The sequence below is a fragment of the Deltaproteobacteria bacterium genome, from assembly GCA_019308925.1.
Taxonomy (GTDB): Bacteria; Desulfobacterota; B13-G15; order B13-G15; family RBG-16-54-18; genus JAFDHG01.
Genome location: JAFDHG010000003.1, coordinates 28,644 through 53,271, shown reverse-complemented (window position 1 = coordinate 53,271; position 24,628 = coordinate 28,644). Strand labels below are relative to the sequence as shown.

20 protein-coding genes are annotated in these 24,628 nt (G+C 52.5%); 16 read left to right on the top strand and 4 right to left on the bottom strand.

Annotated elements, in window-relative coordinates:
- Positions 1 to 142 precede the first annotated feature (142 nt).
- The 3 genes from JRI46_00825 to selB all read left to right on the top strand — a co-directional run bounded on the left by JRI46_00825 (position 143) and on the right by selB (position 4,623).
- Positions 143 to 406, top strand: a complete 264-nt coding sequence (locus JRI46_00825; protein ID MBW2038135.1) for a hypothetical protein — start codon at positions 143 to 145, stop codon at positions 404 to 406.
- A 313-nt stretch (positions 407 to 719) separates the two neighbouring features.
- A complete protein-coding gene (locus JRI46_00820; GenBank protein ID MBW2038134.1) occupies positions 720 to 2,627 on the top strand; it encodes a DUF3857 domain-containing protein in 1,908 nt (635 codons plus the stop codon).
- 76 nt (positions 2,628 to 2,703) lie between these two features.
- Positions 2,704 to 4,623 (top strand): selenocysteine-specific translation elongation factor, encoded by a 1,920-nt coding sequence (selB, locus tag JRI46_00815; protein ID MBW2038133.1) that lies wholly within the window; start codon positions 2,704 to 2,706, stop codon positions 4,621 to 4,623.
- Positions 4,624 to 4,789: 166 nt separating this feature from the next.
- On the opposite strand, the gene argJ is transcribed toward selB, so the two are convergent.
- The 3 genes from argJ to JRI46_00800 form a co-directional block, all read right to left on the bottom strand.
- Positions 4,790 to 5,974: a bifunctional glutamate N-acetyltransferase/amino-acid acetyltransferase ArgJ gene (gene argJ / locus JRI46_00810; GenBank protein ID MBW2038132.1), complete on the bottom strand. Its 1,185-nt coding sequence runs from the start codon at positions 5,972 to 5,974 to the stop codon at positions 4,790 to 4,792.
- Between the two features lie 4 nt (positions 5,975 to 5,978).
- On the bottom strand, positions 5,979 to 8,648 hold the full coding sequence (secA, locus tag JRI46_00805) for a preprotein translocase subunit SecA (GenBank protein ID MBW2038131.1): 2,670 nt from the start codon (positions 8,646 to 8,648) through the stop codon (positions 5,979 to 5,981).
- 254 nt (positions 8,649 to 8,902) lie between these two features.
- On the bottom strand, positions 8,903 to 9,793 hold the full coding sequence (locus JRI46_00800) for a peptidoglycan DD-metalloendopeptidase family protein (GenBank protein MBW2038130.1): 891 nt from the start codon (positions 9,791 to 9,793) through the stop codon (positions 8,903 to 8,905).
- A gap of 625 nt (positions 9,794 to 10,418) precedes the next feature.
- On the opposite strand from JRI46_00800, the gene JRI46_00795 reads away from it, so the two are divergent.
- The 13 genes from JRI46_00795 to JRI46_00735 all read left to right on the top strand — a co-directional run bounded on the left by JRI46_00795 (position 10,419) and on the right by JRI46_00735 (position 24,335).
- Entirely contained in the window at positions 10,419 to 11,909 is a 1,491-nt protein-coding gene (locus JRI46_00795; GenBank protein ID MBW2038129.1) for an aldehyde dehydrogenase family protein, read from the top strand.
- Between the two features lie 159 nt (positions 11,910 to 12,068).
- Positions 12,069 to 12,566 carry a helix-turn-helix transcriptional regulator gene (locus tag JRI46_00790; protein MBW2038128.1) on the top strand — a complete coding sequence of 166 codons (498 nt, stop codon included), beginning with the start codon at positions 12,069 to 12,071 and terminating at the stop codon, positions 12,564 to 12,566.
- A gap of 133 nt (positions 12,567 to 12,699) precedes the next feature.
- A complete protein-coding gene (locus JRI46_00785) occupies positions 12,700 to 13,761 on the top strand; it encodes a TRAP transporter substrate-binding protein (GenBank protein ID MBW2038127.1) in 1,062 nt (353 codons plus the stop codon).
- Positions 13,762 to 13,805: 44 nt separating this feature from the next.
- A complete protein-coding gene (locus tag JRI46_00780) occupies positions 13,806 to 14,276 on the top strand; it encodes a TRAP transporter small permease (protein MBW2038126.1) in 471 nt (156 codons plus the stop codon).
- 2 nt (positions 14,277 to 14,278) lie between these two features.
- On the top strand, positions 14,279 to 15,586 hold the full coding sequence (locus JRI46_00775) for a TRAP transporter large permease (GenBank protein MBW2038125.1): 1,308 nt from the start codon (positions 14,279 to 14,281) through the stop codon (positions 15,584 to 15,586).
- A 24-nt stretch (positions 15,587 to 15,610) separates the two neighbouring features.
- Entirely contained in the window at positions 15,611 to 16,096 is a 486-nt protein-coding gene (locus tag JRI46_00770) for a (2Fe-2S)-binding protein (GenBank protein ID MBW2038124.1), read from the top strand.
- On the top strand, positions 16,086 to 16,955 hold the full coding sequence (locus JRI46_00765; GenBank protein ID MBW2038123.1) for a xanthine dehydrogenase family protein subunit M: 870 nt from the start codon (positions 16,086 to 16,088) through the stop codon (positions 16,953 to 16,955). Before JRI46_00770 ends, JRI46_00765 begins: the two co-directional genes overlap by 11 nt.
- The gene (locus JRI46_00760; GenBank protein ID MBW2038122.1) at positions 16,945 to 19,203 is read left to right on the top strand and encodes a xanthine dehydrogenase family protein molybdopterin-binding subunit; all 2,259 of its coding nucleotides are present in this window, start codon (positions 16,945 to 16,947) and stop codon (positions 19,201 to 19,203) included. Before JRI46_00765 ends, JRI46_00760 begins: the two co-directional genes overlap by 11 nt.
- A gap of 40 nt (positions 19,204 to 19,243) precedes the next feature.
- The gene (locus JRI46_00755) at positions 19,244 to 19,969 is read left to right on the top strand and encodes an isochorismatase family protein (GenBank protein ID MBW2038121.1); all 726 of its coding nucleotides are present in this window, start codon (positions 19,244 to 19,246) and stop codon (positions 19,967 to 19,969) included.
- Between the two features lie 215 nt (positions 19,970 to 20,184).
- Complete coding sequence (locus JRI46_00750) at positions 20,185 to 21,345, top strand: amidohydrolase family protein (protein MBW2038120.1); 1,161 nt, start codon at positions 20,185 to 20,187, stop codon at positions 21,343 to 21,345.
- 2 nt (positions 21,346 to 21,347) lie between these two features.
- A complete protein-coding gene (locus JRI46_00745; protein MBW2038119.1) occupies positions 21,348 to 22,871 on the top strand; it encodes a 4Fe-4S binding protein in 1,524 nt (507 codons plus the stop codon).
- Complete coding sequence (locus JRI46_00740; GenBank protein MBW2038118.1) at positions 22,872 to 23,753, top strand: hypothetical protein; 882 nt, start codon at positions 22,872 to 22,874, stop codon at positions 23,751 to 23,753.
- A 3-nt stretch (positions 23,754 to 23,756) separates the two neighbouring features.
- The gene (locus JRI46_00735) at positions 23,757 to 24,335 is read left to right on the top strand and encodes an amino acid synthesis family protein (GenBank protein ID MBW2038117.1); all 579 of its coding nucleotides are present in this window, start codon (positions 23,757 to 23,759) and stop codon (positions 24,333 to 24,335) included.
- Between the two features lie 54 nt (positions 24,336 to 24,389).
- Here JRI46_00735 and JRI46_00730 read toward each other — a convergent pair whose 3' ends face one another.
- Positions 24,390 to 24,590 carry a cold shock domain-containing protein gene (locus tag JRI46_00730; GenBank protein MBW2038116.1) on the bottom strand — a complete coding sequence of 67 codons (201 nt, stop codon included), beginning with the start codon at positions 24,588 to 24,590 and terminating at the stop codon, positions 24,390 to 24,392.
- Positions 24,591 to 24,628: the final 38 nt, after the last annotated feature.

Here is a 24,628-nt window from a genome sequence, read left to right as displayed (position 1 = left end):
CACGTAAGGAGGGCATCTCTCGTTTCTGGGCCCAGATCGGTTGTTTTGCCAAGGATGATTTCATCCAGCTCAAGTGAATCAATGAGGAATACAAGCTCCTTGGCCTCCCCGCTGAAACCGGTATTCCATGGGGATTCGTGAAATGCACCACATCAAAAACGGGATAGTCGGCGAGAAAGGCCTCTATCGCCTGAACCTCATCTTCATCCCCCATGATGATACAGCGACGCTTGAAAACGGGGAATTTGAAGTAAGGACGTTTCTTCATCTTTGTCTACTGATGGGTCTGAAAGGATATAACAAACCAGACCAGCACCCGGTACAGATGTCCTTTTTACCGCAATCGGAAGGGACAATGGAAGACGTCTTTTCTTGCTTCATAGTGCGGAACGATTTTAACAGTTAGCTTTAATTTCTGTCAAGTACAAGCTATCCTTAAGGAGTAATGCCTCACTTGCAAGGGGGGAGGCACTTTGAAACCCATTCCCCCCAAGACTGAGGTATTACCCTTAAGGAGCTTGATCCATCACCATTATTTTTGCCAGGCTAAATTTATCAAAAAATAGTTTACAATTTTCTCTAAATTTTATAAAAATTGATTAACATAAGGGCCCCTCATGAAAAAGACAAGGAAAATACTTCTTTTCTTTCTTCTCCCTTTAATTCTAATCTCCGTCCCTCTTTCCTCACCAGCCCTTGATTTCTCTAAACTAAAAGGGATGATAGATGATGAGGTAATCCACCTCCTAGAGATCCTCCCTCCGGATGAGTTCTATCCCGATGCCTCAGTCATCGTGGTCCTGGACGAAAAAGTGGACGAAGTCCTCGCTCAGCGCACCTGTAGATCCACCCTGCACACGGTCTTCAAGGTGATCAAGGAAGGGGGGAAGGGATACGCCAACGTGGAGATCGGCTACAATTCCCGCCGCGAGAACATCTTTGTCGAATACGCCAGGACCATTACCCCAGAGGGAGAAATCCTTCCCATGAAGGATGACGTAGTAACAATGGCAACCCCCTACAGCAATTACCCCTCATACGGTGAGTACAAAATATTGACCTTTTCCCTTCCTGGGATAGTGGTTGGCTCCATTATTGATTACAAGGTAGTAATAGAGAAAAGGCGCCCCACAATGGAGGGAGAATATGCAAGCAGGTTCTATTTCCAGGGTTACGAACCGGCCTTTCTCTCCAGGTTCAAGGTCATTGCCCCCGAGGATATGGATCTGAGGTATTACATCAGAAACCCCTTAAAGGAGTTTGCCACATCCCCCAAGACCTATCATGAGGGAGGTAAGAAGGTCTTTCTATGGGAATACAGAAATATCCCCCAGATCATGCCCGAGTATAACATGCCTCCTTTTTCGGAGATCGCCTTTAACATCCAGGGCACCACTGTCCGCTCTTGGAAGGACTTCTTCTCCTGGTGGAACAGACTGAAGGATGACAAGATTGAACCCGATGAGGCCATACGGGAAAAGGTTGCCGAGTTGACAGGGGGCCTAAAAGACCCTGGTGAGAAGGCAGAGGCCCTCTTCTATTATGTTGAGACTGAGATCAGATATGTCTCCATCAATCTAGGAAAGTCTGGATACGAACCGACCCCGGCCCGGGAGGTGTTCGAAAACAAGTATGGAGATTGTAAGGACAAAAGCACCCTTCTGATAAGCATGCTTAAGGCGGCTGGAGTCCCTGCCTACTATGTGTTGATCCCCACACGTGGGGTGGGAAGATTGATCAAAGACTTCCCCTACCCCTTTCAGTTCAATCACTGTATCGTCGCCATCGAAGGGGAGAGGAAATATCAGTTCCTCGACCCCACCGGGGAGACCTATCCCTTTGACTATCTCCCAAGTGAGGATCAAGATCGGGATGCCCTCCTCTTTAAGGGCCAGCAAGGGATCTTCACCCGCACCCCCCTGGCTAGGCCCCGGGAAAATGGAGTCCTTTACAGGCAAACCATTAGAATCGGTCCTGATGGCTCTATAGAGGTCGAAAAAAGGTCCCTGGACTTTGGCGATGTAGGGGCATACAACCGGGCGACCTACATGGATTGTGGTCCCACCGAATTGAGAGAGATATTTGAGGGGGCTGCAAGCGCCCTTCACCCCGGGGCAAAACTGATCGATTGCAGCATCTCCGATCCCTTTGATTTTAAGAGGCCCTTCACCAAGACATACCGATTTATCGCTGAAGACTACTGTAAAAGGGCGGGAGATCTCCTGATATTTCAGTTGCCTGGCGTGTCATATAGCTGCCTTACCCCTGTCAAGGAAGGACGCAAATACCCCATAGAGCTTTGCTCCGTCCACTTCCTCAGAAATGAAGTGGAGGTAGACCTCCCAGATGGATATGGGGTCTATTACCTGCCTAAACCGGTGGAGATAAAGACCCCCTATTTTGACTTTTGCTCCAGTTATCGGTACGAGGAGGGTAAGATATTCTATCAAGGAGAACGGATAAGGAAGACCACCACCATCCCCCTGGAGGACTACCCCCTCTACCGCAAATTCTGCCAGGAGATGGAGAGGGGCAGTACGGACTGGGTGGTGCTCAAAAAAGAAAAGGACTTTGAGGGTTCCAGGGATCTAGGGACCCAGGGTTCTAGTGAAAGACAAACCCTTTGAAACCTCTCATAGACATATCCCTTTGCTTGACATAGCTGAGGCTGGTGACATACACTTTGGCAAAAGGGGACATGGGATGAAGCAGATCATCTTGGGGACGGCTGGCCATATAGACCACGGGAAGACGGTCCTGGTGAAGGTCCTCACCGGGATAGACACCGACAGGCTGAAGGAGGAAAAGGAGCGCGGAATCACCATAGAGTTGGGGTTTGCCTACCTAGATCTGCCCAGTGGAGAACGGATCGGAATCGTGGATGTGCCGGGGCACGAGAGATTTGTCAAACACATGGTTGCCGGGGCTGGGGGGATAGACATCGTGGCCCTGATCATCGCGGCCGACGAGGGGGTCATGCCTCAGACCAGGGAACATCTGGATATCTGCACCCTGTTGGGGGTCGAGAAGGGATTGACGGTTTTGACCAAGATCGACCTGGTGGACCAAGAGCTAAGAGAGTTGGCCATGGAGGACATAAAGGCATTCACCAAGGGGACCTTCCTCGAAGGGGCCCCCATCATCCCTGTCTCGGCGGTCACCGGAGAAGGGATAGAAGAACTCATCATGGCCCTGGAGAAATTGGTTGAGCAGGTCGTGGAGAGACCCTCTGATGGCATCTTCCGGCTTCCCATCGACAGGGTCTTTACCATAAAGGGGTTCGGTACGGTGGTTACCGGGACCCTCGTGTCGGGCAAGGTTACAACCGGGGAAGCCGTTGAGTTCCTCCCCAGAGGGCTCAAGGCAAAGGTCAGGGGGCTCCAGGTCCACAACGAAAAAGTCAAACAGGCAGTGGCGGGGCAAAGGACCGCCGTCAACCTGCAGGGGGTCGAAAAGTCCTCGGTACAAAGGGGTGAGGCGCTCCTTCACCCGGGCACAGTGGAGCCGGCGGACCTTCTCGACGTGGAGATCATCCACCTGTCCCACTCCCCTCGTCCCTTAAAAAATGGCGTAATGCTCCGCTTCCACACAGGGACATCCCACCAGATGGCCAAGATCCTCTTGTTGGGCACCAATGAACTGAAACCCGGGCAAAGGGGATACGCCCAGATAAGACTGGGAGGGCCTTTGGTGGTCTTGCCCAATGATCGTTTCGTGCTGCGCGGCTCCTCCCTGATCCAGACTATCGGTGGTGGCGTGGTCTTAGACGCCCATCCCCAGAGGCACAAGAGGTTTAAGGGTGAGGTCACCACCCAACTGGAACAACTTAAGAGGGGAGACCCTTCCTTTGTGCTCAGCTTTCACACCAAAAAGGGGGGCTATAGGGGGATAGAACTGAGGAAGCTCTCCGGCTACGCCAACATTCCCCCAACTACCTTGTCCGCAACCCTGGCCGAACTCCTCTCCCGACAAAAGACGATCAAATTCGACAGGGAGGCCGAGCGGATCATCGATGGAGAACTATATAGCAACCTTAAGGATGAGATGGTGATGGCCCTGGAGAAGTACCACGCTGAAAATCCCCTCAAACCCGGTATCCCCAAGGAGGAACTTAAGTCAAAACTCCCCCCGGAGGTGGACGGGAAGCTCTTTAATGCCCTTTTGTCAAACCTTATGGAAAGAAAGGTCTTGGTTCAGGAGAAGGACAAATTGAGGCTGTCCGGACATCAAATCGCCCTCCAGGGGAGGCAGCGGGAGTTGGAAGAAAAGATCGAGGAGATCATGCACCGCAGTGACCTCACCCCTCCTTCGGTGAGGGAGTTGGGCGAACAACTCGGTGCCAGCGAAAAAGAGGTAAAGGAGATCCTTTTACTGCTTACCACTCAGGGCAAGCTGGTCAAGTTAAAGGAGGGGATATACTTCCATCAAGACCCCTTGAATGAGCTCAGAGGAAGGTTGATCTCCTTTGTCAAAGAAAGGGGGAAGATATCCACGCAGGAGTTCAAATCCCTCACCAGTGTCTCCAGGAAGTACACCATACCCTTGGCAGAGTACTTCGATGCCATCAAGGTCACCATTAGGGTAGGCGATGAGAGGGTGCTGAGGGGGGATGGGAAAAAGTAAACTGCCCCGCCAAGGGCGGGACTGAGGGGTCAAGGATTCAATCCCGCCCCACAATATAGATTTAAGGAAGCGGGATGCCGCTGGCGGCAGGATTCAAGGGGTCGAGTGATTAACCCCATGAATGCATAAACACTTGAACCCTAGAACCCGTGGCCCCTTGAACCCTTTAGGTATGGTATGAGGCGTTTATCCTGACGTAATCGTAGGAGAGATCGGTAGTGAGGACAGAGACCTGAGAAGTCCCTCGATGCAGATCGATGACCACTTTGAACTCCTCCTTTTTTAATACCTCCCTTAGCCTATCCTCTCTGATACCTTGGGCTTGGATCCCTCCCTCTACTACCAGGGCACCATCAAAGTAGATGGCCACCTTTTGAGGATCGAAGGGGACCCCTGCATCTCCCATTGCCGCCATGATCCTCCCCCAGTTGGGGTCTTGGCCGAAAAAGGCGGTCTTCACCAAAGGGGAATGGGCTACCCTGAAGGCCAGTTTCTCGGCCTCCTTGCTGCTGCTGGCCCCGCGCACGACGATCTCCACCACCTTTGTCCTGCCCTCCCCATCCCTGACAATGGCCTGGGTCAATTGGTCCATGACCCCAAACAGGGCCTCCCTAAAGGGACGAAATCGCACATCCCCAGGATGAAGAGGGCTGCTCCCTCCCTCACCATTGGCCACCAAGAGGATCATGTCGTTGGTGCTGGTATCCCCATCGACCGTGATCCTGTTAAAAGTGCAGCGGACCCCCTCTTGCAAAAGAGCGGACAATACCTCTGCCTCCACCTCCGCATCGGTCAGGATAAAGGCCAACATGGTGGCAAGCTGAGGGTGAATCATCCCCGCCCCTTTGGCCATCCCAAAGATGGTGATTTTTTCTCCATCAGTGTCCACCCTTTCCATGGCCACCTTGGAGCAGGTATCAGTGGTCAGAATGGCCTCGGCGGCATCCTGAAAACCATCAGGGGAGAGCTTGGCAACCAAGGATGGAATCCCCCTCTCGATCTTTCCCATGGGAAGGGGGCGGCCGATCACCCCCGTGGAGGAGACCAAGACCTGCTGGTGGGGGATATGAAGGGTGCTGGCAATCAACCTCGCCATGGTCTCTGCATCCATCAAACCCTTCTGACCTGTACAGGCGTTGGCATTACCGCTGTTGATGATGAGGGCCTGGCAGATACCCCTGCGCACCCTCCTCCTGGTATAGATGACAGGTGCCGCCTTGACCCTGTTTCTGGTGAAGAGGCCAGCCACCTTTGCCGGGACCTCTGAATAAATGAGGGCCAGATCCTTGGCCCCCTCTGTCTCCTTTATCCCACAGGTGATCCCTGCCGCCTGAAAGCCTTTGGGCCTCAGTTTGCTACCTCCCGCAACACTTTTTGTATTTTTTCCCGCTGCCACATGGACAGGGATCGTTTCGGCCGATCTTTTTGCCCTCGCGACGCACGGGTATGGGGCGCTCCTGCTCACCCATCATCTCCGGAGGGGGAGGTGGCGGCGGAGCTTCGAGCCCACCCCTGATCAAAAATAACCTCGGCCCCAGGGCATCTTGTAGCGTCGGTACCCCCTCCTCCTCGGCAAGCTGCACGGCAAAGAGCTTGTGCACTGCGTCCTCCCTTACGCTGGCCAGCATATCAATAAACATCTCATAACCCTCCCTTTTGTACTCCAAAAGGGGGTTCTTCTGGCCGTAACCCCGCAGGCCTATCCCTTCCTTTAGGTGATCGATGTTCAAGAGATGATCTTTCCAATGGCTGTCCAGGGTCTGCAAGAGGATGAAGCGCTCCAAATCTCTCATCACCTCATCACCAAAGACCCTCTCCTTCTCCTCATAAAAGGCCTGGGCCTTCTCCATAAGGGAGGTGTAGAGGTCCTGTTGATTCATCCCCTCCAAGGTCTCTCTATCTAGCCCTAATTGAAAGGAGAAACTTTGGTGAAAGGCCTCCTTTAACCCCTCCAGATCCCATTCTTCGGGGTAACGCTTCTCATCGGTGTATTCCCCAACAATCTCCTCCACTACCTCTTCTATCATATCAAGGGCCAGCTCCTTCAACCTCTCTCCCTTCAAGATCTCCTTGCGCTGTGAGTAGATTACCTCTCGCTGTTGATTCATTACATCATCATATTCCAAGAGGTGCTTCCTGATCTCAAAATTATGGCCCTCCACCCTCCTTTGGGCGTTCTCAATGGCCTTGGTAACCAGGGAATGTTCGATGGGTTGATCATCTTCTACCCCCAGTTTGTCCATGATCCCCGCTATCCTTTCGGAGCCGAAGATCCGCAACAGGTCATCTTCCAGGGATAAGTAGAAGCGGGATGAGCCAGGGTCTCCCTGTCGACCAGACCTCCCCCTCAATTGATTGTCGACGCGACGGCTCTCATGTCGCTCTGTCCCGAGGACGTGTAACCCACCCAGCTTAATCACCTCCTCTTTCTCCTGGGAGGTGATGGCCAAGGCCTTTTGATAGGCGGCCTCCAGCTCACCATCGCCCGCCTCTTTCCCAACCGTCTGGAGGGCGATCATCTTTGGGTTTCCCCCCAAGAGGATGTCGGTTCCGCGGCCAGCCATGTTGGTGGAGATGGTCGTGCCCTTAAAACGACCCGCCTGGGCGATGATCTCGGCCTCTTTCTCGTGGTGTTTGGCGTTGAGCACGTGATGTGGAATCCCCCTCTTCTTCAACAACCTGCTCAATCGCTCTGACTTATCGATGGAGACGGTCCCCACCAAGACGGGCCGTCCTATCTGGTAGAGCTCCTCTATCTCCCTTACCACTGCGTTGAACTTTTCACTCTCCGTCTTATAGATCGCATCCGGATAGTTCGTTCGGATCAGGGGTCGATTGGTGGGGACCACTATTACATCTAGTTTATATATCTTCTTGAACTCCGCGGCCTCAGTGTCGGCAGTTCCCGTCATCCCCGCCAATTTATCGTACATCCGGAAGTAGTTCTGGAAGGTAATGGTGGCCAAGGTCTGATTCTCACTTTCTATCCTGACCCCCTCTTTGGCCTCCACGGCCTGGTGGAGCCCGTCGCTCCAGCGTCTACCGGGCATAAGCCTGCCGGTGAACTCGTCGACGATGATCACCTTGCCGTCCTTCACTACGTAGTCCACATCCCTCTTAAAGAGGGTATGGGCCCGCAGCCCCTGGTTTACGTGATGGAGGGTATCGATATATCTGGGATCGTATAGGTTCTCTATATTCAGGAGCCTCTCCAACCGGGCCACCCCTTCTTCGGTAAGTACCACAGCGTTGCTCTTCTCATCCACGGTATAATCTCGCTCTCTCCTCAGTTGGGGGATGATCCGGTTGATCTTATAGTATTTGTCTGTGGACTCCTCCGCAGGTCCGGAGATGATGAGGGGGGTCCTCGCCTCATCAATGAGGATGCTGTCCACCTCATCCACGATGGCATAGTGGAGCTGTCGCTGCACATAGTCATCCAGGCTGAACTTCATATTGTCCCTCAAGTAATCGAAGCCGAACTCATTGTTGGTCCCATAGGTGATATCAGCCTGGTAGGCCTTTCTCCTGGCGTAATCGTCCATGTCATGCAGGATCACGCCTACAGAGAGCCCCAAAAATCGGTAGATGACCCCCATCCACTCGCTATCCCTCTTGGCCAGATAGTCATTTACGGTTACAATATGCACCCCTTTGCCCAGCAGGGCATTGAGATATGCTGGCATGGTAGATACCAGGGTCTTCCCCTCCCCTGTAGCCATCTCAGCTATTTTGCCTTCGTGCAGGACTACCCCACCAATGACCTGAACATCAAAATGGCGCTCTCCTAAGGTGCGCCTTGCCACCTCTCTGACCACTGCAAAGGCCTCGGGCAAGAGATCATCTAAGGGTTCCCCCTTCTCCAATCTCTCTTTGAACTCACCTGTCTTGGCGGCCAGGCGATGATCATCGAGGGGGTAGATCTGGGGTTCTAGAGAGCTTATCATCTCGATGAGGGGTTTGATCCTTTTGAGTTCCCTCTCGTTTTTGCTCCCTACAACCTTTTTTGCGATGTTACCTAACATTTTACCCTTCCTCCGAAGAAATACTTTTCACGCGAAAACTGACCTGAGGCCAATTCACTTTTTAATATTTTACCTCTAATCGAAGAAAAAGGGAAGGATTCAATTTGACTCATTAAACACCAAAAACAGGGTGAAACAAAGAGAGGATTAGACTTTGAAGATAAGTCTTTTATGTAGACCAAAAGACTGACTTTTTCTTGGCCTAAAGGCAATAAGAATTCCCTGTTGAGATCTAAATCAAGCGATAGACTGACTTAATTCAAGATATAGCGCTGGGGGTTTACGGGGACACCGTTCAACCTCACCTCATAGTGCAGATGGGGACCAGTAGATCTTCCAGTGTTGCCAATGGTAGCGACCCTTTCACCCCTTTTGACCTTTTTGCCCACCTTCACATGCACCTTGGAGAGATGGCCATAGCGGGTAATGATACCGTAACCATGTTTGATCTCCAATACTAATCCTAGGCCGAAGTCTTTGAAAACACGGGAAACCACCCCATCGGCGGGGACGATAATAGGAGTGCCTATCCTGTTGGCGATATCGATCCCCTCGTGAAACTGCCTCAATCCGGTAAAGGGGTCAATGCGATATCCGAAGCGCGACGTCAACCACCCTCGGGCAGGCCAGATAGAGGGGGTACATACCAATTGTCTCTTCTTTCCCTCTAAAAAGGAGTAAAGTTCTCGAAAGCTCTTCTCGCAAAACTTTGCCTCTGTACATAAATGGTCCAGCTCCTTCTTCATTCCTTGTAGATCGGATTCCGTCTTTTCCCACGGTTCGCGAGAAGAGTGGACAAGACCTCCTACCCCCAAAAAGGGACCGGTCTCCTCGGCATTTTCGAGATTGGCAATGATGCGTAGTTTTACATCAAACTCCTTCAACCTTTGGATCTGTTGATTGAATTCCCCCATTTTTTTATTTAAGGAGGCAATCTTGGCCTGTTGCTCAGTCCTTTCATTCTCTATCCTGGATAATTTTAAACTCTTGGAGATGTAACTAAAGGTGATAAAGGGAAAGGAAAAGATGATGACAAGAAAAACCGCTAAAAGGATTTTGGCGCTAAGCCCAGGAAGTTTTATCTTATAAGGCCTGAAAGCTCCATTGCGGAAGATCCATATCGTATAGATCCCATCCCTTTTCATCTTGAAACCCCCTTCTGGTAAGATTAAAGGGTCTCCTCTTCCACAGTTCTTCCTTTTGACAAGGAAGGCTTATACTAAAAAATTAAAAATTTGTCAAGAGCTTTTGATAAAAAATACCTGCGTTAGGCCCCTCCAAAAGATTATCCTATTTGCAGACCCTATCACTTATACCTCTCTGATCTTTTTATCGCAAATTTTGTGCCTTTAAAAAGGTTAGCACCTTATTGTAACACAACTGAGCAAAATCAAAAGGATTTCTCAATGATGGGAAAAACGACAAAGGATCAAAAGATGTCGATGTGACAATTTTTGTCAACCTCGACGAATGACATCTAACCGACAGGAACATATTATGGTTCTTCTCCAAAAAAGTTGCTAAAAATGGTCCAAGGATTCATCTGTCAGTTATCAGCAGCAATTCACCCATTCACCGTGTACACTCAACAAACTCAATACTGCCTTCATTAAGCCTTTGCCGCATTTATTCCCGAGGCATTGGCACAAAACCGTTGACACGTAATTTTTCGAGTGGTAATAATAGGATGTTTTTAAGAAATAAAATAAAAAATTAATTTTTAATAAAATAAGACATTGGTCAGATCAAAAACTAGAAAAGGAGGTTAGGATGGCGTTACTATCTGAAGTCAGCAAGCATTATGGAAGGTTAAAATTCTTCATCGACGGCAAGTGGGTTGACTCCAAGTCCACCACCATTAATCAGACCACCAATCCTGCTATAGGTGAGGTGATCGCAGAGTTCCCTACGGCAACACAGGAAGAGGCCGATGCGGCAGTTGAGGCAGCATACAGGGCTTTTAAGACATGGAGCAATCTCCCCCTGCGGGATAGGGCCCGTTTACTCTTCGACCTCAGGGGCAAGTTTGATGAATATTTCGACGAACTCAGTCGCGTTCTCACCCAAGATCACGGAAGGACCATAGATGAATCCAGAGGGTCTGTGAGAAGGGTTATTGAGAATATCGAATCGGCTTGCTCAGCCCTGTACAGGTTAGCAAGGGAGAACGAACATGTGGATCAGTTGGCCAGGGGTATTGACGAATATCTAGTATGGGAACCAGTGGGGGTCTTCCTCATCATTACACCAGGAAACATCCCCATGCATGCCTGGTCGTCCTTTGTCCCATATGCCCTTGCCTGCGGATGTCCTGTAGTTTGGAGCCCAAGCTGGCAGGGTCCTGTCTGCGCCAATAAGATCACCGAGGTGGTTGAGGAGGCCGGTTTCCCTCCTGGCGTACATAATCTCATTCATGTGGGGAATCAGGTAGAGCTCAATGCCACGATGTTCGCCCATCCCTATGTGCAGGGAGCCGGGTTTATAGGGTCGACAGCAGTCAGCAAAATACTGTTCGACCAAGCGGGAAAACTGGGGAAGAGGACATCCTTGAACGGTAATGGAAAGAATCATATCGTTATCATGCCAGATGCCGACATAGACAGAGGGATTGAGTACCTTCTGAGGGGATGCTATGGTATGACCGGCCAACGCTGCCTGGGTACTGACAACGTGGTTATCGTGGGAGATGTATACGATGAGGTGAAGAGCAAGTTTGTAGAGGCCTCTGCGGGCATGAAACTGGGTTATGGACTTGACGAAGATACGGACCTCGGGCCTATGACCACACAAATGGGGAAAGAAAAGGTCCTTCAGTGGATAGAGAAGGGTTTAAAGGAAGGGGCTAAGATCGCACTGGATGGCAGAGAGGTCAAGGTAAAGGACTATCCTAATGGCTATTTCCTCGGTCCCACCATCCTGGGAGATGTCCACCCTGACATGCACATTGCGAAAGAGGAGGCATTTGGCCCTGTTGCCAACCTGATAAGGGCCAGCAATCTCGATGAAGCAATAGAGTGGATCAACACCAAGACAAACCTTGGACACTCAGCATGCATCCTTACGGCGGACGGTAAAAATGCGCGAAAGTTTACAAGAGAGGTCAACGTAGGAAACGTGGGGGTGAATTTGGGTATACCACAACCATACTCCTTTTTCCCAATGGCGTCCAAGAGGGAGTCCTTCTTCGGAAATGCCCATAGCAGGATGGACTCTGTAAGGCTGTTCATGGACCAGAAGACGGTCACCTTACGTTGGGTTTGAAGGACGGTTCGAAAAAACATGCTAATAGGGAAATCTCTCATTGACAGGTAACCTTTTCGGTGATATTTATTTAATTATAAAAACAAAAAATTCATTACTAATTTAATTATGATAGAGGATATAGGACAAAAAATTCGGGCCTTAAGAAAGGAAAGGGGGTTGACATTAAAGGAATTGGCCCAAAGGGTAAATTGCTCTCCTTCCTTTATCTCCCAGGTGGAAAGAGGAAAGGTCTCCCCCTCCATAGCCACATTGAAACATGTAGCCAATGTCCTCAGGGTAAACATTGTGGACTTCTTTCTCCCCCCTAATAACTCTGAATCCGTGGTGATGCGAGAAGGGGAGAGGGTGGAGATCTCCATAAAGAGGTGGAAGGCGAAGATCAACCTCCTGGTCAAGAGCACCCAGGGGAAGAGGATGCAGCCCTTCTACACGGTGATCAAGCCAGGAGGAGGGGCTTTGGGCCTTTACAACCATGAGGGAGAGGAGTTCGGCATAGTCCTCAAGGGGGTACTGGAGATAAACCTCGATGGCACCCGCTATCAGATAAAGGAAAATGAAAGCTTCTACTACTCCTCCCAGATACCTCACAGCTGGATCAACCCCACAAATGAGGAGACGGTGGTAGTCTGGGTGGTAAGTCCTCCTACATGGTAGAAAGTAGAGATAAGTTTATGGGCTTCATGCATGACACAGGCAAAGGGGGGAAGTCGGGCATGAAGGGAGGTGATGTCCATTTTTGTGCCTTTCCCCACTGAAGGACCAACCTACAACCAAAAGGAGGGAAAAGATGAAAAAGAAGATATTTTTAGTTTCTCTAGTGGTTGTGCTAGCAGCCAGTCTATTGTTGGCTGTTAGTACGAGGTCGGTGGCAGAGCCACAGAAGACAATGCATATAAAATTTAGCACCTGGCACCCTCCTGTTAGCAGAGAGGTGAAGACTGTTTGGATACCGATGCTTGAGGAGCTGAAAAAGAGGAGTAATGGCCGCATAACCTACACCCTGTACGCCGGCGGCGCCCTGGGCAAAGGAGCAGAGCATTACGATATAGTGGCGAAGGGACTCTCTGATATGGGCTATTTTACCGCGACCTGGACACCGGGACGCTTTCCTCTCAGCGATGTGCTCTCGCTGGCTGTCTGGGTAAATGGCAAAGACATCGGCGTTGACATTGGCAATGCTATGTATAAGCGCATCCTGAAGCGAGAATTCCCCGGCGTGAAAATGATCGAATTAAACGGATGCATCAAAGCCTCATTATGGACTACGAAGCCTGTGCGTACCCTGGAGGATTGCAAAGGACTCAGAATAAGGACCCCGGGGGGTCACCAAACGAATTATATCAAGGCACTAGGGGCGGAGCCGGTATTCATGCCCCTTGGTGATGTCTATCTGGCTATGGAGACAGGTACCGTAGACGGGCTCGTTACCTGCCCACCACTGGTCCTCGCCTTCAAACTCTATGAGGTAGCAAAATATGGGACGATCGCCACTTTTGGTTGTGTGACCGAAGGTGTAATAATGAACCAAAAGAGCTGGGAGAGGACACCAGACGACCTAAAGCCTATCATAGAGGAAGTATGCTCAAATCCCTTCCGCACCACCGGGGGATTAACTGTAGACGTCTACAAGGTCATGATGAAGGAGATCGCTAACAAAGGGGTGAAACTCTATTACCTACCTAAAAAAGAGGAGAATCGCTGGTACGCAAGATTTCAGGATATGACGAGGAAGTGGGCGGCAGATTTGGAGAAGAAGGGCCTTCCGGCAAAAAAGGCAGTGAAGATGTACAACGAGGAATGCAAAAAGAGGGGTGTAAAGTGCGTAGCATGCCCGCCCGAATGGAAGTAGTAATCACCTTGCTAGGATAATGAAAAATGGGGTGGTTGACCACGATCAAGAAGGGGATACAACGCATAAACCTTTACCTATGTTCAGTGGGCATGTGTCTGCTCATCCCGATGATGTTGCTCACTGCCGGTGATGTGATAGGCCGGGTCTTATGGACCCGGCCTATCCCTGGCGCGGTCGAGCTATCCAGTTACATGCTCGTAATATTTATCCTCTTGGGCGTTGCGTACACGCACCAGGTGAAAGGGCATGTTCGCGTATCGATGCTTGTATCTCGACTCCCCGAACGGATGGGGCTAATCCTGGATGTAATGACCACCCTTCTCAGCCTGTTCATAATTTCTATTCTAGCATGGCAGGGTTGGGTGGTAGGAATCGAGGAACGAACCGTTTCAGACATGCTGAGAATCCCCCAGCTACCCTTCAGGTTGCTTGTCGCCGTAGCGGCTGTCTTCCTCTGCCTGGAACTCTTGATTGACCTTTCAACTTCTGTAGGAAAGCTGGTAAGGAAATAACCTTGGATCCAGTAATTGTAGGTATCATCGGAACGTTTTTAGTATTCTTTCTGCTATTCCTTGGTATGCCCATAGCCTTTGCTTTGATGCTTGTGGGTTTCTTGGGACTTAGTTATTTGGCGTCCATAGGGGCAGCGCTACCAGTAACCGCTCGGACAGTCTATGAAGTTGCCTATCATTACCCATACACGGTCATCCCACTTTTTATTGTTATGGGAGGGTTTGCCGGTAGCTCCGGGATGACTCAAGACTTGTATGGAACCTTTGACAAGTGGTTTCGAAAGTTGCCCGGGGGGCTGGGGATTGCAACAATTGGTGCCTGTGCCGGGTTTGCTGCTGTCTCGGGATCTTCCGTGGCGACGGCAGCCACTATGGGGACCGTTGCTCTTCCGGAAATGAAGCGCTTTAACTATCACCCGAGGCTTGCGACAGGGAGTATTGCCGCGGGCGGTACCCTGGGTTTTCTTATCCCGCCGAGCATCGGCTTTGTGGTCTATGGTATGCTCACTGAGCAGTCTATCGGAAAACTCCTGATCGCTGGCATGCTTCCTGGAATCATTCTGGCGGCAGCCTATATAGCTATCGTAGTGCTCCAGGTCAAAATGAACCCCAGTTTAGCCCCAGCCAGTCCTGAATCGGTTACCTGGAGAGAGAAATTCATAGCACTCAGAGGTATATGGGAACCGTTGGCAATCTTTTTGGTGGTAATGGGTGGCATATATCTGGGCTTTTTTACCCCCACTGAGGCTGGAGCGATGGGGGCTACTGCCCTTTTCTTGACTGCTTTTGTCAAAAGGAAACTAACCTGGCATAATCTCTTCGCCTCTTTGGAGGAGGCCGTCCGGATTTCTGTAATGGTTCTCTTCCTTGTTGCCGGGGCTAATGTCTTCAGTTATTTTCTAGCTCTGTCCACGATACCCATGAAGGTGGCAATTTGGGTAGCCGGGCTTGAAGTATCCCCATATGTCATCCTCGCCATCATAGTCGTTTCATACCTTTTCCTGGGCTGCTTTTTAGACGCAATCTCAATGATGGTGCTGACGCTGCCGGTAATTTTCCCGGTGATATTGGCGCTGGGGTTTGACCCCATCTGGTTTGGGGTAATCGCAGTGCTCATGATGGAGGCAGGATTGATCACCCCGCCCATGGGACTAAATATATTTACCGTTGCTGGGGTAGCAAAGGATACGCCAGTGGAAGAGATCTTCCGTGGTGCAATGCCTTTTTTAATATCAATATTCGTGATAGTCGCAATCATAACGGTCTTTCCTAAGATTGCCCTTTTACTTCCTGGAATGATGCTACGGTAAAGATTGCTTCCTTGTGAGGGGATGATGCCTGTCCAGAAGGTAAGGGTAAGGTTAAAAATAAACGGCCAAGATAAAGAACTGGAGATCCCTTCTAACCTCACCCTGTTGGAACTCCTCAGGGACGAACTCGGCCTCACAGGGACCAAGGAGGGGTGCGGGATAGGGGAATGTGGGGCGTGTACGGTCCTGCTGAATGGAAGACCGGTATATGCCTGCCTCGTCTTGGCCCCCAAAATAGATGGAAGGGAGATCATCACCATTGAGGGGATCGGACAGGAGGGGAAACTGCACCCATTGCAGGAGGCCTTTCTCAACCATGGGGCCGTTCAGTGCGGCTTCTGCACCCCCGGGATGATCATGGCGGCCAAGGCCCTCCTTGATGAAAACCCCCAACCATCCAAGGAGGAGATCGAGGAGGCCATCTCCGGCAACCTCTGTCGTTGTACCGGTTACTTGCAGGTCGTGAAGGCCATCAAGGCCAGTGGGAGCGGTAAAAAGGGTGAGGTCTGAGTTCGCATACATCTGTCCAAGCTCTCTGGGGGAGGCCTTAGAGATACTAAAGGATAACGGAGAAAGGGCCCGGGTGATCGCCGGAGGGACCGACCTGATGACAGAGATCAGGGAGGGAAAGCTGGGGGCAGATTTCCTGGTGGATATCACTCGCATCCCTGAGCTGAGGTTTGTCAGGGAGGAGGGGGATCAGATCTGTCTAGGTCCCCTCATCAACCATGCTGAGCTCGCCTCCTCCGGGTTGATCAAGGAGGGGGGAGATATCCTGGGAAGGGCCGCCCAAAACGTGGGCTCTCCCCAGATCAGAAACATGGGGACCATCGGAGGGAATATCGTCAATGCCTCCCCTGCCGCCGATACCATCCCTGCCCTAGTGGTCCTGGGGGCCAAGGTGACTCTACAACGAAAGGGAGGAGAGAGGACCCTTCCGATAACTGATCTCTATCTCGGTCCTTATAGAACGGTCATTGAGCCACAAGAAATCCTGACGGAGATCAGTTTTGCCAAATTGGATGATGGATGGAGGCATTCTTTTGTCAAGCTGGCCAGGAGAAAGGCCCTGGCCATCGCCAGGATAAATATTGCGGCGCTGGCCAAGGTGGAGGGCAGGAGGGCAAAGGAGGTAAGGGTCTCAGTAGGCTCCTGCACCCCCACACCATGCAGGATGGGGGAGGTGGAAGCCTTGTTTAGGGAGGAGGTACCCTCCGTCGCCCTGATCGAGGAGGCGGCCCAGAGGGTGGCCCAGGAGATGGTGAAAAGGAGCGGGGTGAGGCCCTCAACGGAATATAAAAGGCCTGCCGTCCAGGGGCTGGTAAAAAAGGCCTTATTGGATGTCTTCAATCTAAGTCATGATGCTTAAGGGCAAGGTAGGAGAGAGCATACCAAGGGTGGATACCATGGAGAAGGTCTTGGGCAAGGCCCTCTTCGCCGCCGACCTCAAGATGGAGGGACTCCTTCACATGAAGGTCCTGCGCAGCGATCGTCCTCATGCACGCATAAAAAAGATTCACACCGAGAAGGCTGAAGCGATGCCTGGTGTGGTGAGGATCTTTACCCATAGAGACATTCCTGGGAAAAATCAAATCGGAATTATAGCCATAACCAAGGATCAACACGTGCTGGCCGAAGACAGAGTCAGATTCATAGGAGATCCGATCGCCCTCGTAGTAGCCCACACTGAAAGGGAGGCCGAACAGACCTTGGAGGAGATTAGAGTGGAATATGAAGATCTCCCTCCCATCTTCGACCCTGAAGAGGCCCTGCGCTCCCCCACTCTGATCCACGAAAAAGGGAACCTCCTCTATCAGCGTGACACCATCAAGGGTAATGTAGAGCAGGGGTTCGCCGAGTCCGACTTGGTGATAGAGAGGACCTATCTAACCTCTATGCTGGAGCACACCTATCTGGAACCTGATGCTGGGGTGGCCTGGGTGGACGAAGAGGGGAGGATCACTGTCTACCCATCAACCCAGAACCCCCACTATGACCACATGGAGATCGTGGCCGTCCTGGGGGTAGAACCATCGCAGGCAAGGGTGATCCAGGCGACCACTGGAGGGGGGTTCGGGAGCAAACTTGATATCAGCGTTCAGTGTTTCCTCGCCTTGGCCATCTATCATCTGCGGCGTCCGGTTCGGTTGGTCTACACAAGAGAGGAGGCCTATCTGGCCACGGCCAAGCGTCACCCCCTGATCATGAGATACAAGACCGGCGCCCGCCGGGATGGAAGGCTTGTGGCCGTGGAGGCCGATATCCTGGGGGATACAGGGGCCTATGCCTCCTATGGGGTAGCGGTGGCCAGCAGGGCGGCGGTGCACGCCACCGGTCCTTATCAGGTGCCCCATGTAAGGGTGAAGAGTAAAATGGCCTACACCAATCATCCCTTCAGTGGGGCCATGCGCGGCTTCGGCGTTCCCCAGGTGGCCTTCGCCCATGAATCCCAGATGGATATCCTGGCTGAGGAGCTGGGGATGGACCCCTTTGAGATCCGTCTCTTAAACGCCTTCGACCGGGGCTCGGAGACTGCTACCGGCCAGACACTAAAGGAGAGCGTGGGGATCAAGGAGTGCCTGCAGCAGGTAAAAGAGCATAGGGGGGAGATAAAGTCCAACCCGGGAAGGCTCTATGGAAAGGGAATCGGGGCCATGTGGTATGGGATCGGCAATACAGGGTTGAAGAACCCCGCCTCGGCCCGGGCCGAACTCGATCATCAGGGGAGGTTCACCCTTTTTACAGGGGCAGCGGAGATCGGCCAGGGTTCCGATACAGTGCTCAGCCAGATCGCCGCCTCCGAAATGGGGATAGATACACAGGATATCAGGCTCGTTAGGGGGGATACAGCCCTTACCCTTGATGCCGGGGCCACCTCGGCCAGCCGCCAGACCTATATCTCCGGCAATGCGGTGTACGAGGCGACAGACAAGTTAAAAGGGTTGGTCCTGGAGGAGGCCTCCCGATTTCTGAAAGTCCCTGCGCACGAGCTCACTGTGGAGGACGGGCTGGTCAAATCCCAAAGAGACGGGGAAATATTTGCCACCCTGAAGGATGTGGCAGCCAGGTCCTATCAGGAGGGAAAGAAATTAATGGGTGAGGGTTTCTTCGACCCACCCACCACTACCCTGGACGCCGAGACTGGCCAAGGCATCCCGTATGCCACCTATGCATTCGCCTGCCAGATGGCAGAGGTAGAGGTGGACCCTGCTACTGGCGAGGTGGATGTTTTGCGGGTGGTGGCAGCCCACGATGTGGGGAAGGCCGTAAACCCTTCCAATGTGGTAGGGCAGATTGCCAGCGGTGTGGCCATGGGGATCGGTTTCGCCCTGATGGAGGAGTTCGTCCCTGGGCAGACCCGTTCCATGCGGGACTATTTGATCCCTTCGATAAAAGACATACCAGAGGTCATCCCCATCATTGTGGAGGATCCAGAACCCACCGGTCCTTTTGGGGCCAAGGGGGTGGGGGAGCCGGCCCTTATCCCCACCGCCCCGGCCATCCTGAACGCCATCGCCCATGCCCTGGGGGAGAGGATCTATCACCTGCCGGCCAGCCTGGAGAGGGTGCTGGAGGCATCCAGGAGGAAGTTGGGATCGTCAAACAAAAGATATTAACAGAAAAGGAGGTCTTACAATGAAGGGAGGAGGTCTGACAATGAAGATCGTATTGGTATTATTCTTGGGGGCAGCGATCGCCTTCACCGTTGCATCGACCGCATCAGGGCAAAAGGCCACCATTGTCAAAAGGATAGGGGCCATCGTAGTAGACGTCCAGGGTGACTTCACCGAATGGAAAAAAGGCTCCCTTGCTGTCTCGGGCACAAACAAGGTCTTTATCGAAAAGGTCAGGAATGCCACCAAGCTGTTGAAAAAGGCCGGCTTTATCCCCTTCGCCACCCAGGACTGGCATCCAGGGGACCATATCTCCTTTTACACCAACCACCCAGGCAAGAAGCCCTTCGAGGTGATCAAGGTCGATGACCGGACCCAGGTCCTCTGGCCCCCGCACTGCGTCCAGGGGACAGAAAACGCCAGGATCTTGGTGGACAACAACCTCTTCTTGGCCATCGTCCAGAAGGGAAGGGATAAAAGGTTCGACAGCTACTCCGGCTTTCAGGACGACGGGGGACAAAAGACGGAGATGGACTCCATCCTGAGGCGGAATGGGATCGAGAAGGTCGTGGTCTATGGGATCGCCACCGACTACTGCGTGAAAGCGACGGCCATTGATGCAGCCAAGGCAGGCTATGAGGTGATCGTGATCAAGGAGTTGTGCCGGGGGGTGGCCCCAGATACCTCAAAGAAGGCCCTAGTGGAGATGAAGAGGGCGGGGGTGATCATCCTCGATAAACTCGATATCGATAAGATCAAGAAGTTGTAGATAGTTACCCTGAAAATATCACGGTATGCTGAAAGGCTTAAGGATGTTTCAGCCCCCAAAATATTTCGGCCTCGCTTTAGGGGTCAAGGATTCCAGGATTTAAAATATATTTTTACTAGATCCCTTGAATCCTAGACCCCTTGAATCCTGTATTTTATATAGGCGAGGTTTAGTTCTGATTATTATAGGCATGGCTCGACAAAAAGGAGGACAAAATGGGCAAGCTCTTGATCAAAGACATAGGCAAACTGGTATCAGGGGACCTCTCTCAACCCATCCTGGAGGCCGATGCCATCCTGATCGAGGATGGCCTGATCAAAGGGCTGGGAAAAGGGAAGGATCTGGAGGCACCAGATGTGGACAGGGTCATCGATGTTGGGGGGATGACGGTGGCCCCTGGTCTCATCGACTCACACTGCCATCCCGTCATCGGTGACTTCACCCCCAGGCAGAGACAGCTCGATTTCATTGCTAGCTCCCTCCACGGGGGGGTCACCACGATGATCTCCGCTGGAGAGGTCCACACCCCTGGCAGACCCCGAGATGCTGCAGGGACCAAGGCCCTGGCCATCCTGGCGGCCAAGGCCTTCGCCAACTTCCGGCCAGGGGGGGTGAAGGTGTTGGGTGGTGGCCTCATCCTGGAACCGGGCCTGGGTGAGGAGGACTTTGCGGAGATGGCCCGAGAGGGGGTAACGCATGTGGGGGAGATCGGCTTAGGGGCCGTGAAAAGACCGGAAGATGCCGCTCCTATGGTTCGCTTGGCCAAGAAATATGGAATGGTGGTGATGATGCACACGGGTGGAACCTCCATCCCCGGCAGCACCACCGTGACAGCCGATCAGGTGATGGCAACCGGTCCGGATGTAGTGGCCCACCTCAATGGAGGGCCTACCGCTGTCCCCCTGGCCGAGGCGGAGAGGATCATCAAGGAGACCAACTACGCCTTTGAGATCGTCGAATGCGGTAACCCCAAGGTTGCACTGGAGATCGTCAGGATCGCCCGGGAGCAAGGGGTCTTTGAAAGGATCCTCATCGGGAACGACGCCCCATCAGGTACGGGGGTAATCCCCCTGGGGATCCTGCGCGTATTGAACCTCATCGCTTCTGTAGGAAGTGTCAAGGCCGAGGAGGCCATTGCCATGGCTACCGGTAATACTGCCCGGGTGTACAAGCTCAATCGCGGACAGATCAAAGAAGGATATGAGGCAGACCTCGTTGTAATGGATACACCCATGGGATCTGTGGGAGCGGATGCCCTGGAGGCTATTGAGGCGGGTGATATCCCTGGTATAGCCGCCGTCCTCGTGGACGGAGAGGTCAATGCCTGGGTCAGCAGAAACACACCACCTCCAGTACGTCGGTGTAAAGAGGAGTAAAGGTGATCGTTGATCTTGAAAGGTGTGTAGGCTGCGGCAAGTGTGTGGAGGATTGCCCCCTGGGAGCCATTTCCCTGATAGAGGAAAAGGCGGTCATCTCTCAGAAGCTCTGTGTCAATTGCCAGACTTGCGCCAAGGTCTGCCCAGAAGAAGCTATCACCAAAGAAGCCGAACCCTTGCCCGGAAGGGTTCGCTGTGACGCCTGCCCTATAGGTTGCGAAATCGCCTTGGGAAAGACCGGGGCATGCAAACGGTTCCAAAACGAAGATGGGAGACTGGTGCGCACCGTGCCCCTGCACACCTTTGCGGACATCAAGGATATAGTCGGCCCCGACTATGAAGAGGCCATTCGCCGCCCCCTCATTACTGCCATTGGAGCAGGGACTACCTACCCTGATGCACGACCTGCCCCTTACATCGTCCAGGGTAAGTCAGATGGAATCGATGTCGTAACGGTGGTAACTGAAGCCCCACTGAGCTACAGTGGGATCAAGGTAAAAATTGACACTGATAAGACCATTGGTGAAGAGGGTGCTCCCGTTTTAATAAAGGGGAGAAAGGTGGGACATGTAACTACAGAGGAGTACGGCTCTAAGATCCTCTCCATCGGTGGTGCCAACCTCCTTACAGGAAAGAACTGCTTCACGGTAGCACGCACCATTGTTGAAATTGCGAACCGCGAGCCAGTAGAGTTGAGAGTAAAAAAAGGAAGTACCCTTAAAATGCAGGTGGGTAAAGCCCCGGTGATCGACGGTGAGGTAATACAAAAGATGCGGGTCGGCTGCGGTAGTGCCTCCATGGGGTTGTTCACCCCCTTCTTTAAGGAAGCAGCAGACGAGGTGATCGTCCTCGACTCTCACCTTACCGGGCTCTTCACCGAACATGCTGCCGGAAGATATGTTAACGCGCGCTATAGCGGCATTCAACTGCGTGGCAGGAAGAGTACTCCGGGCAGATACTTTCAGGACCAAGGTCATGGATGGGGCGGAACCTCGATCACCAATCCTCTTGAGATCATCGCGGGAGTCGACGAGGAAATTGCCTGGGATGGGATGACCCTCCTGATCACGGAGACCACCGGTGAGCGGGCATCTATGTTCCGTTGGAATGGGAAGGGGTTCGAGGAGATCCCCCTCACCGCGGCCGCCCAAAGGGCGGTGGGGGTCATCAATAACACCGCTCAACCCTCGCGGGTATCAGCTATATACGTCGCAGGGGCAGGCGGAAGCGCCAGGGCTGGCGTAACCAAGTACCCCATCAAACTCACCCAGGCAGTCCACGCCTGTAAGGCCTGTCTCACCGTGGGAGGTGCTCCAACCTTTATCTTTCCAGGAGGCGGAATCACCTTCGCCGTGGACGTGGAACGGGTAAAGAGAGGGGCCTTTACATGGGTCCCTACGCCGGCTACGGTGGCTCCCATAGAGTACACCATGAGGCACGATGACTACATAGAGATGGGGGGGCATCAGGAGGCAATGAAGCCTTTTGACGTGGTGGTAAAAGACCTGAAGAAGGTAATGGTCTAAATGGCCAAAGGATTGGTAATCCCGTTGAATGATGCCTGGGTCCTGGCGGAGTCAGGTCCCATGCGCCTGCTGGTTGCTGCCTGGGATGGAGGTAAACCGTTATTGGAGTCAGCCCAAAGGGGTGGGGAATGGGCTTGTGGGTTGTTAAAGGAGTTAGCCCCTTTTCAGGTGATCATCAAGAAGAAGGCCCCTAGGCTCAGCGCCGATGGAAACCTTCCCCAGGTGGTCAAGGAGATGGTCGGTGCTGTGCAGCGGGTGGGAGATGAGGACCTTACTCCTTTGTCGGCCGTGGCCGGGACCATCTCCGATCTGGTAGCGGAGCATACCTTCTCCCAAGGGGTCAGCAAGGTGATCGTCGACAACGGTGGTGATGTCGCCATCAGGATGGCCCCAGAAGAGGTGGTCAGGGTGGGGATCAGGCTCGATGTAACCTGCCCGGAGATCTCCTATTGCCTGCAGCTTACAGGGGGGATGGGAGTGGGGGGAGTGACCACCAGTGGTCTGGGAGGAAGGAGCTTCACCAAGGGGGTGGCTCAGGCGGCCGTTGTCCTTGGCCCCTCTGCCTCGGTAGCCGACGCGGCCTCCACATCAGTGGCCAATGCCACGGCGATAGACTCCCCTAGGGTAAAAAGGATTCGGGCTGATGAAATTGATCCGGACACAGACCTGCGAGGGGAGGAGGTAACTCTGGAGGTGGAAAAACTCACGTCTCACGAGGTTGATGAGGCCCTCTCCCGGGGTATGGGAAAGGCTCAACACCTAATGGATAAGGGTGTAATCTTAGGTGCCCTCATCTGTGTGCAGGGGAGGGTGGTCTGGGATCAGGGGATAAAGGGTTTTTTATCCCCCCTAACCCAAAATTTATTCGATAAGGAGGGGTAAACAATGGAGATAAGAAAGGTCGTCACCATAGTGGAGGAGATCCAAAGGGAAGGGGAAAAGGAGATATCTCCTCCCACCCGAAAGGCTGCAGCCATAGCGGTGATCAAAAACCCCTTTGCCAATCAATACGTGGATGATCTCTCTGAACTCATGGATTACGGTGAGCAGTTGGGGGCAATGTTAGGAGAACGGGCTGTCGCTGCCTTGGGGATCCCGAAGGAAAAGGCCCAAGACTACGGAAAGGCGGCAATCGTAGGCCTTGATGGAGAATTAGAACACCTTCACGCTATCCTGCACCCCAAGTTGGGGAAACCGCTGCGGGAGCAGGTAGGCGGCGGTAAGGCCATCATCCCCTCGGCGGGGAAACGGGGGACTGCAGGAACGCCCATTGACGTCCCCCTTCACTTTAAGGATGCTGCCTTCGTTCGTACCCACTATGACGCCATGGAAGTACGGATCCCGGACGCTCCAAAAAACGACGAAATACTGGTCGCTATCGTGGTCACTGATTCAGGAAGACCTCTGGCACGGATTGGTGGATTGAAGAAAGAGGAAATAAAGGGTGAAGATGGGTTGAGATAATGGCATAAAAAAGGGGACCCTCATTGAGGGTCCCCTTGAAAGGGCCTCAAGGGATCAGACCAGAGATACCTTGGAGGCCTGGGGTCCTTTAGGGCCTTGCGTGATCTCAAACTCTACCTCTTGTCCTTCATAAAGGGTCTTGAAACCTTCCCCCGAGATGGCCGTGTAGTGGACAAAAACATCGTCTCCGTCATCCCTTTCGATGAAGCCATACCCCTTCTTGTCGTTAAACCATTTTACTCGTCCTTTAACCATACTTCCCATTCCTCCTTCAAACAAAAATTTAAACTCTC